The 16,434-nt window shown below is 73.3% G+C and carries 13 protein-coding genes and 1 riboswitch; of the genes, 3 read left to right on the top strand and 10 right to left on the bottom strand.

Annotation, left to right across the window (positions count from 1 at the left end; translation table 11 throughout):
• Positions 1–9 precede the first annotated feature (9 nt).
• From K4S16_RS12235 to K4S16_RS12215, 5 genes are all read right to left on the bottom strand, one after another.
• On the bottom strand, positions 10–2,748 hold the full coding sequence (locus tag K4S16_RS12235; RefSeq protein ID WP_149259036.1) for a tetratricopeptide repeat protein: 2,739 nt from the start codon (positions 2,746–2,748) through the stop codon (positions 10–12).
• Positions 2,738–4,510, bottom strand: coding sequence for an HSP90 family protein (locus K4S16_RS12230; RefSeq protein ID WP_149259035.1), 1,773 nt, complete (start codon positions 4,508–4,510; stop codon positions 2,738–2,740). Before K4S16_RS12230 ends, K4S16_RS12235 begins: the two co-directional genes overlap by 11 nt.
• Positions 4,511–4,757: 247 nt before the next feature.
• Positions 4,758–5,747 (bottom strand): malate dehydrogenase, encoded by a 990-nt coding sequence (locus K4S16_RS12225; RefSeq protein WP_149259034.1) that lies wholly within the window; start codon positions 5,745–5,747, stop codon positions 4,758–4,760.
• Positions 5,748–6,079: 332 nt separating this feature from the next.
• The gene (locus tag K4S16_RS12220; protein WP_149259033.1) at positions 6,080–7,297 is read right to left on the bottom strand and encodes an NADP-dependent isocitrate dehydrogenase; all 1,218 of its coding nucleotides are present in this window, start codon (positions 7,295–7,297) and stop codon (positions 6,080–6,082) included.
• A gap of 138 nt (positions 7,298–7,435) precedes the next feature.
• A complete protein-coding gene (locus K4S16_RS12215) occupies positions 7,436–7,876 on the bottom strand; it encodes a DUF3017 domain-containing protein (protein WP_149259032.1) in 441 nt (146 codons plus the stop codon).
• 217 nt (positions 7,877–8,093) lie between these two features.
• On the opposite strand from K4S16_RS12215, the gene K4S16_RS12210 reads away from it, so the two are divergent.
• On the top strand, positions 8,094–8,825 hold the full coding sequence (locus tag K4S16_RS12210) for an FHA domain-containing protein (RefSeq protein ID WP_149259031.1): 732 nt from the start codon (positions 8,094–8,096) through the stop codon (positions 8,823–8,825).
• A gap of 166 nt (positions 8,826–8,991) precedes the next feature.
• Here the strand turns inward: K4S16_RS12210 and K4S16_RS12205 are convergent, their stop codons facing one another.
• A complete protein-coding gene (locus tag K4S16_RS12205) occupies positions 8,992–9,840 on the bottom strand; it encodes a bifunctional methylenetetrahydrofolate dehydrogenase/methenyltetrahydrofolate cyclohydrolase (RefSeq protein ID WP_149259030.1) in 849 nt (282 codons plus the stop codon).
• A 64-nt stretch (positions 9,841–9,904) separates the two neighbouring features.
• Positions 9,905–9,990: riboswitch (ZMP/ZTP riboswitch) on the bottom strand.
• A gap of 127 nt (positions 9,991–10,117) precedes the next feature.
• Here K4S16_RS12205 and K4S16_RS12200 point away from each other — a divergent pair.
• Positions 10,118–10,726, top strand: a complete 609-nt coding sequence (locus tag K4S16_RS12200) for a GNAT family N-acetyltransferase (RefSeq protein WP_149259029.1) — start codon at positions 10,118–10,120, stop codon at positions 10,724–10,726.
• 63 nt (positions 10,727–10,789) lie between these two features.
• Here the strand turns inward: K4S16_RS12200 and K4S16_RS44275 are convergent, their stop codons facing one another.
• The 3 genes from K4S16_RS44275 to purN all read right to left on the bottom strand — a co-directional run bounded on the left by K4S16_RS44275 (position 10,790) and on the right by purN (position 13,600).
• Positions 10,790–10,966 carry a hypothetical protein gene (locus K4S16_RS44275; protein WP_160160889.1) on the bottom strand — a complete coding sequence of 59 codons (177 nt, stop codon included), beginning with the start codon at positions 10,964–10,966 and terminating at the stop codon, positions 10,790–10,792.
• Positions 10,967–11,292: 326 nt separating this feature from the next.
• Complete coding sequence (purH, locus tag K4S16_RS12195; RefSeq protein WP_149259028.1) at positions 11,293–12,858, bottom strand: bifunctional phosphoribosylaminoimidazolecarboxamide formyltransferase/IMP cyclohydrolase; 1,566 nt, start codon at positions 12,856–12,858, stop codon at positions 11,293–11,295.
• Positions 12,839–13,600 carry a phosphoribosylglycinamide formyltransferase gene (gene purN, locus K4S16_RS12190; RefSeq protein WP_235036742.1) on the bottom strand — a complete coding sequence of 254 codons (762 nt, stop codon included), beginning with the start codon at positions 13,598–13,600 and terminating at the stop codon, positions 12,839–12,841. The genes purH and purN overlap by 20 nt, the downstream gene beginning before the upstream one ends.
• A gap of 211 nt (positions 13,601–13,811) precedes the next feature.
• Between purN and K4S16_RS12185 the strand changes: the two genes are divergently transcribed.
• On the top strand, positions 13,812–14,312 hold the full coding sequence (locus tag K4S16_RS12185) for a DUF4190 domain-containing protein (protein WP_149259027.1): 501 nt from the start codon (positions 13,812–13,814) through the stop codon (positions 14,310–14,312).
• A 100-nt stretch (positions 14,313–14,412) separates the two neighbouring features.
• On the opposite strand, the gene K4S16_RS45050 is transcribed toward K4S16_RS12185, so the two are convergent.
• Complete coding sequence (locus K4S16_RS45050; protein ID WP_200841837.1) at positions 14,413–16,419, bottom strand: DUF6350 family protein; 2,007 nt, start codon at positions 16,417–16,419, stop codon at positions 14,413–14,415.
• Positions 16,420–16,434 lie beyond the last annotated feature (15 nt).

Raw genomic sequence — 16,434 nt, 5'->3', positions numbered from 1 at the left:
GGGCCCCTGTTACTCGATGGCCGCCTTGATGTCGTTGTGGAGGCGGGTGGCCTCTTCGGCGGCGTCGGTCTCGTCCAAGGTCGTGAAGCCGTCCGCGGCGGCGGAGGCGTGGGCGGCGGCCTCGGGCAGGCGGCCCACCTGGGCGAGGAGGCGGGCCTGGTCGAAGGAGACGAGGGCGGTCTCCCAGACGCGGGCGGGCTCGTTGTCCGGCGGCAGCCCGGCCAGGGCCGCACGGGCCGTCTCCATGGCGGTGACGGCCTTATCGCGGTCGCCGCTCCACAGCAGGCACATCGCGGCGCGGCGGCGGGTCCGGACCAGCCCGTAGGGGTCGCCCGCCTTCTCGCAGGCCTCGGCGGCCTCGGCGAACCGGGCGGCGGCCAGGGCGTCCTTGTCGAGGGCGGACAGGACGCCCGCGGCCTCCTCCAGGAAATGCGCGGCGGCGTCGGGGCGGCCGTCCCGCGCGGCCTCCTCGGCGAGGTCGGCGAAGGTCGCGGCCGCGTCCTCCTCGCCCATCTCCTTCTGCGCGTGCGCGAGGATCAGGCGGCAGTTCCGGGCGTTCTCGCCGTCCAGGCCGGGCAGCGCCTCCTCGGCCACCTCGGCGGCCTCCAGGTGGCGGCCCGTGCGCAGGTACGCGTTGGCGAGGTCCGTGCGGATGTGGACGGCCTGCTCGTGCATGCCCTCGGCCGTCCAGGCCGCGATGGCCTCCACGAGGTCGGCGACGGCGTCCGCGGGGCGGTCGGCGGCGAGGAAGGTCAGGCCGCGGTCGGTGTACACGGCCGCGCGCAGCGGCGAGGGGCCGCGCAGGACGGCGAGCGCCTCGTCGAACAGGGCGAACGCCTCCTCGTCCGGCCCGCCCTCCCGCCGGGCCAGGACGCCGGCGAGCGCCAGGGCGGGCGCGGCGAGCGTCTCCGGCCGGTCCGAGGCGCGCGACGCGTCAAGGGAGCGGCGCAGCGCCTCCTCCGCGGCCTCGGCGTCACCGGTCCGCAGAAGCACCTGCCCTCGCTGGAACCACAGTTCTCCGGCGAATTCCGGCGCGTCGTCGAGGTCGACCCTGTCGAGCGTGGCGAGGGCCTCGGCCGGACGCTCGAACCTGATCTGCGCGGTGGCGAGGCGGAGCAGCGCGCCCGTGGCGTCGCCCGCCTCCCCCGGGTGCGCGGCGAGGTGCTCGGCCGACGCGATCACCTGCTCCAGGCCGCCCTCGTCGCCGAGGTCGATGCGCATGGCGCCGAGGCGGCCGAGCACGCGGTGCCGACCCGTCTCGTCGCCCAGTTCGGCGTAGAGCCGGGCCGCCTCCTCCCAGCACTCGACCGCGCCCTGGGCGTTCCCGTCGATGGCGAATTCGATGCCCCGGCCGTCAATGCGGCGGGCCCTCTGAAGGGGCGTCGGCTCGGTGGTCTCGGCAACGGCGTCGAACCGCCGGCAGGCCGCCAGCATGCCGGGCAGGTCCTCCTCCCTGCGGCACCGGTCCACCCGTTCGAGCAGCTCGTCGAGATCGTCCACCGACGCGAGGTCGGAGACGTCCGCGGAAGAGGCGGAGCCGTTCCGCGGCTCGGGCACCGCGTCGCTCCGCGGCTCGGGGGCGGCGTCGGTCCGCGGCTCGGGGGCGGGGTCGGTCCGCCGCGCGGGGGCGGGGACCGAACGGCGGTGGTGGGGGGCCAGCGGCAGGAAGTCGACGACCGGCTCGGCCGCCAGCGTGGCGCGCACCTCGTCGCCCTGGTGGGACGTGCCGTTGCGGGCGTCGAAGCGGGCCGCCAGCGCCGTCGCGCGTTCGGCCAGCTCGGCGCGGAGCTCGGGCACGGGCACGTCCGCGGCCGGGCGGTCGCCCGCCGCCGGGCGGCGGACGGTCGCGGCGCCGTGGCCGGCCGCCTCGACCCGCCCCAGCACGAGGGCCGCCGCGGCGGAGAAGTTCATGTCGGCGTGCGTGGACGGGGCCCGGTCGAGCCAGCCGATGTGCCGCTGGAGGATCTCCAGGCCGCGCGCCTCGTTGCCGGTGACCGCGCAGAACTCCAGGTGGTCGGCGATGTCGCCGAGGTCGGCGAGGCGGGCCCGGTGCACCCGGTAGGCGCGGCGGTGCGCGTCGGCGGCCTTCTCCAGGCGGCCCGTGCGCAGGTAGACCGGCAGCATCGCCGTCCGGATCGACTGCGGCTGCTCGTTGCAGCGCAGCTGCGCGCTCAGCACGGGCGCGGCGATCTGGAACGCCTCCTTGTGCCGCCCGGCCTCGACCAGGTGGCGGACCATTCCGGTCGGGTCGCAGCCCTCGCAGTCGGACAGCTCGTCCCGCTCGGCCGTGCGCCACTTCACGAACCACTCGTCGGCCGAACCGTCGCCGATGTGCCGCGCCACCACGTTGCGGTAGTGGTACACCGCCTGGAGGCTGTGGCCGCCCGTCTTGTAGCGGCGCTCCATGTCGTCCAGGACGGCGAAGGCGCGGTCCAGCGGGATCTCCGGGAACAGGGTCAGGGAGCTGACCGCCGCCTTCATCTGCCACAGCAGGTTGTGCGTCTCGTCGAACCGGGCGGGGTCGCGGTCGTGGTCGGCCAGCGTGCGGCCGAACGTCGCGAACGCCTTCGCGGGCTCGCCGCCGTACCGGTAGGCGTCGGTCAGCCTGATCCGCACGTGGAACGCCAGCACCTCGTCGCCGGCCGCCTCCGCGCGGCGCAGCGCGTCCTCGACCAGGACGGTGCGGGCCTCCCCGTAGGGAAGCTCCTGCGACCGCGCCATGAGCGCGTAGACGTCCTCAGTGCTCATCGGGACCTTCCGGGGAGTGGACGGCCCACTCCAGCAGGCCGATGAAGGAACGGTTCAGGACTGCCGTGTCGGCGGGACGCAGCGGATGGTGGCCGAGCAGCAGCGCCTGCCCGTACAGGGCCTGGACCGCGGGCTCGACCGGCCCGCCGTCGCCGAGCGCCGTGACGCGCCGCGCCAGCGGGTTGCGGTGGTTCAGCACGAGCTGGGGGCGGTCGATGCCGGCGGAGGCGTTGACCGCGCCGAGCACGTCCGCCCACAGCTCGCCCGCCTCCTCCTTCGCGCGCTCCAGCTCCTCGCGGAACTGCGCGTCCCGGCTCGTCAGGTACAGCGCGGGCAGCGACGCGGGATCGAAGTCGCGGACGACCACCTCGCAGCCGAGCCGCTCCACCGCCCGCTGCGCCGCCGCGAGGAACGGCCGCAGTGCCAGCTCGGTCGCCGGGTCGAGGACGCCGAACGTGGTGGTCAGCTCCGCCGCGTCCAGCCGCGTGAGCCGGATGTCGGGGTCCAGGTCGGGCAGCCGCTCGATGATCTCGGTGTCGTGGACGTAGCCGCCGTTGACCAGGCCCACGCCCTGGGCGCCCGCGACCGCCGACAGCCGCCGGAACTCGTCCACGCTCGCGGTGAAGCGGCCGTCCGGGTGGCGGCGGCGGAACTCGTGCAGGGTCATCGGCCCGGAGGACGTCTCGTACTCCAGCCACCGGTCGACGATCCGCAGCATGTCGTCGTCGTGCAGGGCCATCGCCTTGACGCCGAGCTGGTGCAGCCGCAGGAACGCCCGCAGCCGCGCCGGGTCGGTCTCGGCGAGCTTCACCAGCCACTGCCGCAGCACCTCGCCGAGGCCGTGCCGCGTCGACTCCAGCAGCTCGTCCTCGTAGAGGGCCTCGCGGCTCGCGGTCGGGCGCAGCTCCCCCGCGTCCACGACGCAGCGCGCGAAGAACGCCCAGTCGGGCAGGAGGCCCTCGACGTGCTCGGCCAGCAGCATCCGCTTCAGGTAGACGCGGTGCGCGGAGCGCGCGGACGGCGCCACCGGCTCGGGCAGGACGAACGCGACGCCCGTCAGCCCCGCCTCCGGCACGTCGAGGTCGACCACGTCGAACGGGGTGTACCCGTAGACGTCCTCGCAGTAGCGGTCCAGCGCCCGCCTGCGGTCGGCGGGGTCGCGGTAGGACGCGCGCCACGGGGGTCCGTCGCCGGTGACGGCGACGCCGTCCACGACCAGCTCGACCGGCAGGAGCGACCCGTACGTGGCGGCCAGCTCGGCGACGACCGGCGGGCTCAGCAGCTCCGCCGACCCCGGGCGGGCCCGCAGCGTCACCGTCGTGCCCGGCTCGTCCCGCTCGCCTGGTTCGACCTGGTAGCTGCCCTCGGAGCGCCCCGTCCACCGGACGGGGCCGCCGCCGCGCGCGGACCGCGTCACGACCTCGATCTCGTCCGCGACGAGGAACGCCGACAGCAGCCCGATCCCGAACTGGCCGAGGAAGTCGTGGCGCGCGAACCCGAGCTCGTCCCGCTTGGACGACCGCCCGATCGTCGCCAGCAGCGTGTGGACCTCGTCCTCGGTCAGGCCGACGCCGTCGTCGTGCACGCGCAGCACGCCGCCGCCCGTCTCGATCTCGACGCGGCCCCCCGCGCCGCGCGCCGTGATCGCGTCCACCGCGTTCTGCAGCAGCTCCCGCAGGTAGACCCGCGGGCTGGCGTAGAGATGGCGGCTCAGCAGATCCACCACGCCCCGCAGATCCACCTGGAACGCCTGTTCGGCCACCGGCACGCCTCCCCCGATCACTTTCCGAGCGATCACACCCTAGCGACCGATACCGACGCCTTCAGATCATTTGCACCCGCCGCCGCCCCCTGAGCACACCGACCCGCGGACGACGCGCCTTGGGACGCACGACCCGCCCCTCGTCCCCTGCACCCTCGGTCCGGCCTGGCGGGGTGCGCATGGGACGAGCCCCGGACCTGGGCGGTCCGGGGCTCGTCCGTGAAGCGGATGAAGCAGAGGGAGCGGGTCAGATGAGGCCGAGCTTGCGGACGGCGTCGCGCTCCTCCGACAGCTCGTTCACCGAGGCGTCGATCCGGGCGCGGGAGAAGTCGTCGATCTCCAGGCCCTGGACGATCTCCCACTCGCCGTCCTCGGTGGTGACCGGGAAGGACGAGATCAGGCCCTCCGGGACGCCGTAGGAGCCGTCCGACACGACCGCCATGGACGTCCAGTCGCCGTCGGCGGTGCCGTTCACCCAGGTGTGCACGTGGTCGATCGCGGCGGACGCGGCCGACGCCGCCGACGACGCGCCCCGCGCCTCGATGATCGCGGCGCCGCGCTTGGCGACGGTCGGGATGAAGTCGTTCTCCAGCCAGTTCTGGTCGTTCACCGTCTCGGCGGCGTTCTTGCCGGCGATCTCGGCGTGGAACAGGTCCGGGTACTGCGTGGCGGAGTGGTTGCCCCAGATCGTCATCTTCCGGAGGTCGGCGACCGAGACGCCCGCCTTCTTCGACAGCTGCGCCAGCGCGCGGTTGTGGTCGAGGCGCGTCATCGCGGTGAACCGCTCGGCCGGGACGTCCGGGGCGTGCTGCTGCGCGATCAGCGCGTTGGTGTTCGCCGGGTTGCCGACCACCAGGACCTTGACGTCGTCGGCCGCGCCGGCGTTGATCGCCTCGCCCTGCGGCTTGAAGATGCCGCCGTTGGCCTCCAGCAGGTCGCCGCGCTCCATGCCCTTCGTGCGCGGGCGGGCGCCGACCAGCAGCGCGACGTTCGTCCCCTCGAACGCGCGCCCGGCGTCGTCGAAGATGTCGATGCCGGACAGCAGCGGGAACGCGCAGTCGTCCAGTTCCATCGCGGTGCCCTCGGCGGCCTTCACCGCCTGCGGAATCTCCAGCAGGCGCAAGCGTACGGGTACGTCCGCGCCGAGGAGGTGCCCGGACGCGATGCGGAACAGCAGCGCGTAGCCGATCTGGCCCGCGGCGCCGGTAACGGTAACGGTGACTGGGGTGCGAGTCATGCGTCCTTCTCCTGCTGTGACCTGACGGGGCTCAGGCGGCCATCCTTGGGAACCCGACCGCCCGAGAGGCCGCCCGCATGCGCCGGCCGGCGCGGGTTCTCTCGCCGTCGAGATAGTTGCGGTGCCAGGCTATCGCGCACGTCCTACCCGCGACCGTCCAGGTGCACCTCCCGGCATGCCACCCCGTCCCCGAACAGGCGGAACGCCGTCCGGAAAGGCTGGATGCGGTCCCGAGAAGGCGGAAGGGCCGCCCCGGACGGATCCGGGACGGCCCTCGACCGCCTACACGAAGTCGACCGCCTGCGACAGGTCGACTCCGCCGGGGGGCCAGATCAGGAGTTGATCTTCTTCTGGAGGTTGGTGTCGAGTGCCTCCAGGAAGCCCTGCGTGGTCAGCCAGGGGGTCTCGCCGCCGACGAGCAGCGCCAGGTCCTTGGTCATCTGGCCGCTCTCGACGGTCTCGATGCAGACCTGCTCCAGCTTGCGGGCGAAGTCGATGACCTCGGGCTGGCCGTCGAGCTTGCCGCGGTGCTCCAGCCCGCGCGTCCAGGCGAAGATCGACGCGATGGGGTTGGTCGACGTCGGCTTGCCCTGCTGGTGCTGCCGGTAGTGCCGGGTCACCGTGCCGTGCGCGGCCTCCGCCTCGACGGTCCTGCCGTCCGGGGTCATGAGGACGGAGGTCATGAGGCCGAGGGAGCCGAAGCCCTGCGCGAGGGTGTCGGACTGGACGTCGCCGTCGTAGTTCTTGGCGGCCCAGACGAACCCGCCCTCCCACTTGAGCGCCGCGGCGACCATGTCGTCGATGAGGCGGTGCTCGTAGGTGAGGCCCTTGGACTCGAACTCGGCCTTGAACTCGGTCTCGTAGATCTCCTGGAAGAGGTCCTTGAACCGGCCGTCGTAGGCCTTGAGGATCGTGTTCTTCGTCGACATGTACAGCGGCATCTCGCGGTTGAGCGCGTACCGCATGCTCGTCCGGGCGAAGTCGCGGATCGAGTCGTCGAAGTTGTACATGCCCATGGCCACGCCGCCGCCGGGGAAGTTCGCGATCTCGAACTCCATCGGCTCACCCTCGTTCTCGGGGGTGTAGGTGATCGTCACCTTGCCGGGGCCGGGCACGACGAAGTCGGTGGCCTTGTACTGGTCGCCGTGGGCGTGGCGGCCGATGATGATCGGCTTCGTCCAACCGGGGACCAGGCGGGGGATGTTGGAGACAACGATCGGCTCGCGGAAGATCACGCCGCCCAGGATGTTGCGGATCGTCCCGTTCGGGGACCGCCACATCTTCTTCAGGCCGAACTCCTCGACGCGCGCCTCGTCGGGGGTGATGGTCGCGCACTTGACGCCCACGCCGTGCTCCAGGATGGCGTTGGCGGCGTCGACGGTGACCTGGTCGTCCGTGGCGTCACGGTGCTCGATCCCCAGGTCGTAGTACTTCAGGTCCACATCGAGGTAGGGCAGGATCAACTGGTCCTTGATGAATTTCCAGATGATCCGCGTCATTTCGTCGCCGTCGAGTTCGACGACCGGGCCCGCTACTTTGATCTTGGGCATGCTTGTGCTGTCCCTTTCCTACACCTGGCCAGCAGTCCTTGTAAGGCTCAACTGGCTAGGCTAGCCGAGGCGGTCATGAGGTCTAGACCTGGCCTTGCCACGGCGACCCCCGCCCTCGCCCCCACCTGCATGGACGCGCTAGCCCGGCGGCCCTTCACCCGTCCGGGAGGAACGCCCGGCGATGAGGAGCCGCACACCGCGCACCAGCATCGTGAGGGCGATCAGGACGCCGAACGCGCCGGCGAGCACGAGCCCGGTCTTGTTCATCGGCGGGACGCTCAGCGAGACGAACGCGACCATCTCGCCGAGGATCACGAGCGTCCAGCAGTCGACCGACCGGCTGCGGACGGCGAGCGGGCCGAGCTGCGACTCGGGCAGCAGCAGCCTGGCGAGCGCGCCGATGAGCAGCGCGGCGGCCATCAGGCCCGAGCCCTTGCGGAAGTAGTGGAACGCGCACAGGGTGAGTCCCGCGCCGACGCCGCTGAGCACGAGGAGGTACGGCAGCCGCGCGAGCCAGTGCGGGGCGGCGCCCCTCCGACGCGGCGCCTTGCGCCTGCGCCGATGCACCTGGGTGCTCATGGCCCTCACGGTATAGGCATTCGGGTCCCGGCACGACATCGCGCGCTCTCGGTCGCGCGCCCCGCCGGAATGCGGATGGGTCCTATGTGCTCCAGGTGATGGCCGAGAGCCCGCAATCCCTTGCGCCACCGGTCCTACTCGCCAGTAGGAGGGTGTGACGGCACGGCGCCCGGGTAACCCGGCAGACAGGGGTCGCTAACTAGCTGGGAGGACTGCCGTGGAGGGGCCGTTCATGCGGATCGAGGACAGCGGGCTGGTGATGCCGCTGCGCCCCGACGTGACGACGGTCGGGAGAGGGAGAGGAGTGGACATCCGCCTCGACGACCCGAGTGTGTCCCGATTGCACGCAGAGATCGTCCGACGTGGCCCGTACGTCTACGTGGTGGACATGGGCCTGTCCCGCAACGGGACGCGCGTCAACGGCCGGCCGATCGCACGCCGTGTACTGGAGGACGGTGACGTCGTGAGCTTCGGCACGGCGCGCTGCCGGTTGGGGGGCATCCCCCGTGAGGAGGTCGACCCGGACGTCGAACTGCGGCGCGCCGTCGCACCCGAGCTCACCCGCCGCGAGGTCGACGTGCTGACCTCGCTGTGCCGGCCCGCCCTGTCCGACGAGGCGTTCGTGGCTCCGGCCACCGCACGCGACATCGCCGGCGAGCTGGTCGTCACCGAGGCCGCGGTCAAGCAGCATCTGCTGCGCCTCTATCAGAAGTTCCGGATCCCCGAGGGCGCAAACCGGCGCACTCGGCTCGCCAACGAGGTCATCGCGATGGGCCTCGTCCGACCGCTGCCGCCGGTGCACGTCCCCCAGCAGGGACGTCCGCCGATGGACGGGCGCGTCCCCGGGGTGCGCGGCACCACCGAGACGCGCCGGCCGGGCACGACGGGCCACACCCACGCGCCGGGCCGTCCGGCGCACAGCACGGCCGCGGGACGGAGGGCCAGCTGATGTGAGACCTGCGGTCGCCCTCCCCGGCAGCGCAAACCAGAGGGCGATCGCTGAGCCCCCCATACGGCCGCGTATGTGACGGCGCGGCCAGGGCTGCGTGAGCGGGGGCCGCCACCCGGTGCTGGGTGGCGGCCCCCGCGGCGCGCCGTCTCGGGACGGCGGTCGGTCAGCGGGTCTGCTCGGCGGCCTCGACGACGTTCGCGAGCAGCATCGCGCGGGTCATCGGGCCGACGCCGCCGGGGTTGGGCGCGACCCAGCCCGCGACGTCGCGGACGTCGGCGGCGACGTCGCCGGCGAGCTTGCCGTCCACCCGGGAGACGCCCACGTCGAGGACGGCGGCGCCGGGCTTGACCATGTCGGCGGTGATGAGGCCGGGAACGCCCGCGGCGGCGACGACGATGTCGGCCTTGCGGGTGTGCTCGGCGAGGTCGCGGGTCGCGGTGTGGCAGAGGGTGACGGTCGCGTTCTCGCTGCGGCGGGTCAGCAGCAGGCCGAGGGAGCGTCCGACGGTGATGCCGCGGCCGACGACCGTGACCTCGGCGCCCCTCAGCGGGACGTCGAAGCGGCGCAGCAGCTCGACGATGCCCTTCGGCGTGCACGGCAGCGGGCCCGGCTGCATCAGGACGAGCCGGCCGAGGTTCGTCGGGTGCAGGCCGTCGGCGTCCTTGGCGGGGTCGATGCGCTCCAGCACGCGCTGCTCGTCCAGGCCCTTCGGGAGCGGCAGCTGGACGATGTAGCCGGTGCAGGCGGGATCGGCGTTCAGCTCGGCGACGGCGCGCTCCACCTCGTCCTGGGACGCGGTGGCGGGCAGGTCGCGGCGGATGCTCTCGATGCCGACCTCGGCGCAGTCGCGGTGCTTCATGTTCACGTAGGAGTGGCTGCCGGGGTCGTCGCCGACCAGGACGGTGCCGAGCCCGACGGACACGCCGCGGTCGCGGAGCGCCTCGACGCGGACCTTGAGGTTCGAGCGGATCTCGGCGGCCGTGGCCTTGCCGTCCAGAATCTGTGCCGTCATGCGTTCCTCCGCGTGGATGTCGGCCGGGACCGGGCCCCGGGCGCAATGCCCGGCCGGAAGGGGTCCCGTCCACCCAGGCGCGCGGTGTCCGGACTGTCGTTCGCTCCCCGGTGGTGATCCACCTTGACCGCGCCAGTCGCGTAGGAACCCATGCTAACCGGCCGCCCGCGAACGGCCGCCCAGGGACTTCCCGGGGAGCGTCCGCGCGAGTGGCTTGCGGATAACGGCGCCAAGTGGCTCTGCCGGAGTCCGCCCCCGGGCTCCTAGCGTGCTCGGCATGAGCGACGAACGGTTGAGCGGCGCATGGTTCGAGCGACCCGTCCTGACCGGACGGTACGTGCGGCTGGAGCCGCTGGCCGCCGAGCACTCCGACGGGCTGTTCGAGGCGTCCAAGGACCCGGGACTGTGGACCTGGATGAACGAGCGTCAGCCGGCGGGCGCCGCGGACATGCGCGCACTGGTCGACACGGCGCTGGCGGCCTGCGAGCGCGGGCTGCGCCTGCCTTGGGTCCAGATCGACGCGGTGACCGGCGAGGTCGCCGGGATGACCTCCTACTACGAGATCTCCCCGTCCCATCGCGGCCTGTGCATCGGCCACACCTGGCTCGGGGCGCGGTGGCACCGGACGGGCCTCAACACCGAGGCGAAACTGCTCCTGATGGGCCGCGCGTTCGGCGATCTGGGAGCGATCCGGGTCGGGTGGCACACGCAGGTCCGCAACGAGCGGTCGCGTGCGGCGATCGAGCGGCTCGGGGCGTCGTTCGAGGGCGTCCACCGCAAGCACCGGATCCGCGCGGACGGCTCGATCCGCGACACCGCCGCCTACGCGATGACGGACGACGAGTGGCCCGCCGCCGAGCGGGCCCTGCGGGCGAGACTGCGCTGAGGGCGCGCGGCCCCGGCCGCCCCGCACATGCTCGGCCCTTCGAGCGGTCAGGGCTCGGAGCGCTCAGTCCTCGGAGCGCTGGCGCCGGCCGATGACGCGGTCGGTGCCGTGCCAGCCGAACTGGGCGGCGAGCACCGCGGCCAGGAACGCGGCGACGATCCCGATCACCTGCCGGGACTCCATCAGCAGCGAGTCGGCCTGGTAGACGACGCCGAGCATGAGGGACATCAGGAAATCCATCCCGCCTCCAACACGGAACGCCCGCGCCGGGGTCAAGGGAGGGTCAAGGGGGGCGCGGCAGCCCGAGGCTACCCGCCCGGCGCCGGTGCGCGGTCCCGCACCGAAAAATAGGTCACAAACGGACAACCTCGTTGAACCGCGACGGCACGGGCGCAGGGCTGACCCGCCGCTGAGGAGCCCCGGGCACGGCGTCCCGCGTCCGCGCGGGACGAGAGGGCTTCGGACATGCCGGCGGGGGCGGTCCCCGGCCGTGGATCACGAGCCGGGGGCCGCCCCCGCGTCCGGCAGGACGGCGCGCCCGCAGGAGCGGCGCGCCTGGCGAGCCGTCAGTGGAAGAAGTGCCTGACGCCGGTGAAGTAGAGGGTGATGCCCGCCTTCTCCGCCGCGGCGATCACCTTGTCGTCGTTGACGGACCCGCCCGGCTCGACGATCGCGCGGACGCCCGCCTCGGCCAGCACCTCCAGGCCGTCCGGGAAGGGGAAGAACGCGTCGGACGCGCCCACGGACGACGCGGCGCGCTCCTGCCCGGCCCGCGCGACGGCGAGCTTGGCGGAGTCGACCCGGTTGACCTGGCCCATGCCGACGCCCACGGTGGCGCCGTCCGCGGCCAGCAGGATCGCGTTGGACTTCACCGAGCGGATGGCCCGCCAGGCGAAGACCAGGTCGCGCAGGGTCGCCTCGTCCGCGGCGGCGCCGGTCTTCAGCTCCCAGGCGGACGGGTCGTCGCCGTCGGCGTCCACGCGGTCGACGCCCTGCAGCAGCATGCCGCCGTCGATGCGCCGGTACTCGGTGTCGCCGACAGGGGCGTCCGGGCAGACCAGCAGGCGGATGTTCTTGAACCGGTCCTTGAGGACGGTCACGGCCTCGTCCTCGAAGGACGGGGCGACCAGTACCTCGGCGAAGCTCTCGGTGACCTGGCGGGCCATGTCCGCGGTGACGGGCCGGTTCGCCGCGATCACCCCGCCGTAGGCGGACACCGGGTCGCAGGCGTGCGCCTTGCGGTGCGCCTCGGCGATGTCCGCGCCGACCGCGATGCCGCACGGGTTGGCGTGCTTGATGATCGCGACGCACGGCTCGGTGAAGTCGTAGGCGGCGCGGCGCGCGGCGTCGGTGTCGACGTAGTTGTTGTAGGACATCTCCTTGCCGTAGAGCTGCTCGGCCCCCGCGAGGCCCGTCTCGCCCGGCGAGCGGTACAGGGCGGCCCGCTGGTGCGGGTTCTCGCCGTACCGCAGGGTGTTCGAACGCTCCCACGTGGCGCCGAGGAAGTCGGGCCACCGCGTCTCGGCGGCGGTCTCGTCGGGCGCGTAGGCGCTCGCGAACCAGGAGGCCACGGCCACGTCGTAGGACGCGGTGTGCGCGAACGCCCGCGCGGCGAGGCGGCGGCGCTCGTCCAGGGTGAAACCGCCGGCCCGCACGGCGTCCAGGACCGTTCCGTAGCCGGACGGGTCCACCACGACGGAGACGCTCGCGTGGTTCTTCGCGGCGGCGCGGACCATCGTGGGGCCGCCGATGTCGATCTGCTCGACGCACTCGTCCGGCGTCGCGCCCGAGTCCACCGTGTCGGCGAACGGGTACAGGTTCGCGACCACCAGGTCGAACGGCTCCACGGCCAGGTCGTCGAGCTGCTGGAGGTGGTCCTCCTTGCGCCGGTCGGCGAGCAGGCCCGCGTGCACCTTCGGGTGCAGGGTCTTGACCCGCCCGTCCAGGCACTCGGGGAACCCGGTGAGCTTCTCCACCTTCATCACCGGGACGCCGGCCGCGGAGATCCGGCCCGCCGTCGACCCGGTCGAGACGATCTCCACTCCCGCCTCGTGCAGGCCGCGGGCCAGCTCCTCCAGCCCGGACTTGTCGTACACGCTGATCAGCGCGCGCTTAATCGCCACCCGACTCACCGGCCGAGCTCCCCTCTTGATCGGACGAACCCCTGTCAGACGAACCGCTGTCAGACGAACCGCTGCCGGACGAACCGCTGCCGGACGAGGCAGTGGCGGACGAAGCGCCGTCGGGCGCGTCCCCGCAGGTCCTGCACTTCATCGAGACCCGCCTGCCCCGCGCGGTCCATCCGTCGCGGGCCAGCCGTCCGACGACGTCGACGAGGAGGCGGCGCTCCACCTGCTTGATCCGCTCGTGCAGGGAGTCTTCGTCGTCATGCCAGCCCACGGGAACGGTCTCCTGGGCGATGACGGGTCCGGTGTCCACGCCTTCGTCGACGAAGTGAACCGTACAGCCCGTGACCTTCACCCCGTACGCCAGGGCGTCCCGTACGGCGTGCGCGCCGGGGAACGACGGCAGCAGCGCGGGATGGGTGTTGACCGTCCGGCCGCCGAAGCGCGCCAGGAAGTGCGGGCCGAGGATCTTCATGAAGCCGGCGGACACCACGAGGTCAGGCTCGTGCTTCGCGACCGCCTCGGCGAGCGCCGCGTCCCAGTCGTCCCGGGACGTGAAATCCGGTATGCGAAGGGTGAAAGTGGGCACACCCGCGCGTTCGGCGCGCTCGGTTCCCCCGATATCGGGGCGGTCCGCCCCCACGGCCACCACTTTCGCCCCGTAGGCTGGATCCGCGCACGCGTCGAGCAGCGCTTGTAGGTTGGTCCCCGCGCCGGAGACGAGGACGACGAGCCGGGCGGACACCATGACTCCCCGGTGGACGTTGCTGGGACACCACGAAGCCTATCGGGCGACGTCGGCGCCGCTTCACCCCAGACCGCACGAACCAGACCACACAAGACGACACGAACCCGGACCATACGAACCGGGACCGCACGAACCCGGACCGCACGAACCGGGACCGCACGAACCCAGACCGTACGGACCCGGACCGCACGGCAGACCGCAGGGAATCGACATGCGCACGGGCCAGGAGGAGAAGAACGTGAGCGAGCAGCCGGACCGTCCGGCCCAGCCCGAAGACCGCCCGGAGGCGCGACCCGGGGGGCAGCCGCCCGCGGGACCGCGGGAGGGCGGGCGGGGCACCGGCTGGCGGGCCCTGTGGCTCGGCGGCGTCGCCCTGCTGACCGCGTTCTTCTTCTACCCGCTCGGCCTGGTGCTCGGCGTCGCCGCACTCGTCGTCGGCATCAAGGCCCGCCGGAACGCGCGCCGCACGCAGTCCCCCGCCCCCGGCGCCGTCCCCGGCATCGTGCTCGGGTCGCTCGGGCTGGCGTTCTCGCTGCTGTCGGTCTCCCTCACGGCGTTCCTGTGGACGGAGCTGAGCGGCTACCAGAGCTGCGTCAGCGCGTCCAACACCACCACCGACAAGCAGGCGTGCCGCGAGAAGTACTACCCCAGGATCGAGGAGAAGCTCGACCTGCCCGCCGGCAGCATGGACAAGTACGGCGACCTCCTCTGACCCGGCCTCGCTGACCCGGCCTCGCTGACCCCGCCCCGCTTGCCCAGCCCCCGCTGACCCGGCCCCTCGGAATCGCCCGCTCTGAGGATCCAGAGTCGGGTCAGCCGTCCTGGTCGGTCTCGTCGCGCAGGACGTAGATGGCGCCGCCCCGGTTCTCGGTGCGGCCGGAGTCCTCGCGGGGCGGCGGGACTGGGCGCCGCCTCTCCGCGGGCTCCGGCTCCTCGTGTCCGCCGAGGCCGTCCCGCGCGCCGGGCTCGTCGGGCTCGTCGGGCTCGTCCGCCAGATGCCCCTCGACGACGACCGTGCCGTCGCCCGGCGGCGGGGGGACGTCCTCGATGAGGTCGGGCAGGGGCTCGGGCCGGCGGCGGGAGCGCCGGGGCGCGAGGACGGGCTCGGCCTCCTCGAACTCCAGCGGGTCCGGTGCGTGCGGCGCCCTCGGCCCCGGCCTGGGCGGACTCTCCGCGTGCAGGTCGTAGTCCCCGGGGACGGGCGCGGACAGCGGAACGACCGGCTCCGGCACCCCCCGCGCCTGCTTCTTGGGCTTGGCAGGCTTCTTCTGCTTGGCCGGCTTCTTCGGCGCGCCCGTCCCGGAAGCCGGCATCGCCGCGGAGGCCTTCTTGGACGCCCGCCTCCCAGGCCCTGGCTCAGCCCCTGCCGCCTCAGCCCCCGCCTTCCCTGTTCTCGCCTTCCCTGTTCTCGCCTTCCGGGACTTCGTTTTCTTGGACGGGGCGCGCGCCGGGCGCCGCAGCACCATCCAGTTCGCCACCCACGCGGCGATCGCGGCCGAGATCCCCACCTCGAGGGCGGCCATCAGCCCGACCTGCCAGGCGGACGGGCCCACGGTCGCCATCCGCCCGCCGCCCAGCGGACCTCCCGCCAGCGCGCTCAGCAGCGCCGCGACGGCCCCGGTCAGGGCGCCGGACACGAACCCCCACAGCGGCGCGCCCTCCGACACCGGGCTCGGCAGCGACCGGATCGTCAGGACGCCGCCCACCGCGCCCGCGACGAACGGCGCCGCCAGCGCGAGCAGCGAGATCGCGGGCGCCGGGCCCGGCTGGGGCAGGGCCGCGAGCGGCGGGAACGCGGGCACGGCGTCCAGGAACACCCCGGTCGGGGAGACGCTCGTCCCGGCGCCGACGGAGAACCCGGGCCCGACCGCGTACGCCATGCCCCAGATCGCCGCGTTCGGCAGGAAGGCGAGCTCGATCAGCAGCAGCAGGACGCCGCCGACGACACCGGGGGCGAGCATGTCGTAGAGGTCGTCGGCGTCCGACATGTGCGTGGCGAGGGACCCGGCCACGAGCAGCGCGCCCGACGCGAGCAGCACGCTCAGCGACCCCGCCACGCCGATCACCAGGGACCGCGGCCGGTCGGGCAGCAGCCGCAGCAGCGCGCCCAGCCCGGAGCGGACCCGCCGCCCCTGGGCCTCCGCCGCCACGACCGCCCGCGCCGCCCCGAGCCCGCCCGCGGTGACGGCGACGAGGAAGCATCCGACGAGCGCCTGCCACGCCGACGGCCTGACCTCCTTGGTCGACGCCGCGAGCGCGAGCAGCCCGGCCAGCGCCGCGTACGGCGCGGCCAGCGCGACCGCCACCTGCACGACCGCGATCCGCTGCCGGTGCGGCAGCCCGGTCACCCGGATCATCCAGCCGCCGCCCCGGTACAGCAGCACCCCGGGCAGGACGAGCACGCCGAGCGGAAGGAGCCCGAACCGTCCCTGCCCGTACGAGAAGCCCGCGTGGTGCGAGACCAGCCAGAAGTTCACGGCCGTCCGGAACACCCCGGCCATGCCGTGGCCGAGCGCGGTCTTCGGCGCGGCGATCCAGCCGATCAGCGTGATCGTCATGAGCACGGCGAGCCCGATGCCGATGCACCACAGCGCCGCCACGAGGCCCGTCACGTACAGCGGCCTGGCGGGGGCGGCGACCGCGGACCGGCCGCGTCCGGAGTCCGCGCGCGGCGGCCCGGCGGCCCGCCCCGCTCCGCTCTCCGGCGCGGCCTTCGAGGGCGCCGCCTTGGAAGGCACCGCCTTCGGAGACGCGGCCTTCGGAGACGCGGCCTTCGACGGCTCCCGCTTCGCACGCTGCCCGGGGGTCTTGTCGCTCACCGGTCCATGCTGGCA

The organism is Actinomadura sp. K4S16, assembly GCF_008327685.1.
GTDB lineage: Bacteria > Actinomycetota > Actinomycetes > Streptosporangiales > Streptosporangiaceae > Spirillospora.
Note: the sequence above shows the minus strand (reverse complement) of the source record. Positions and strands in the feature narration are given on the sequence as shown.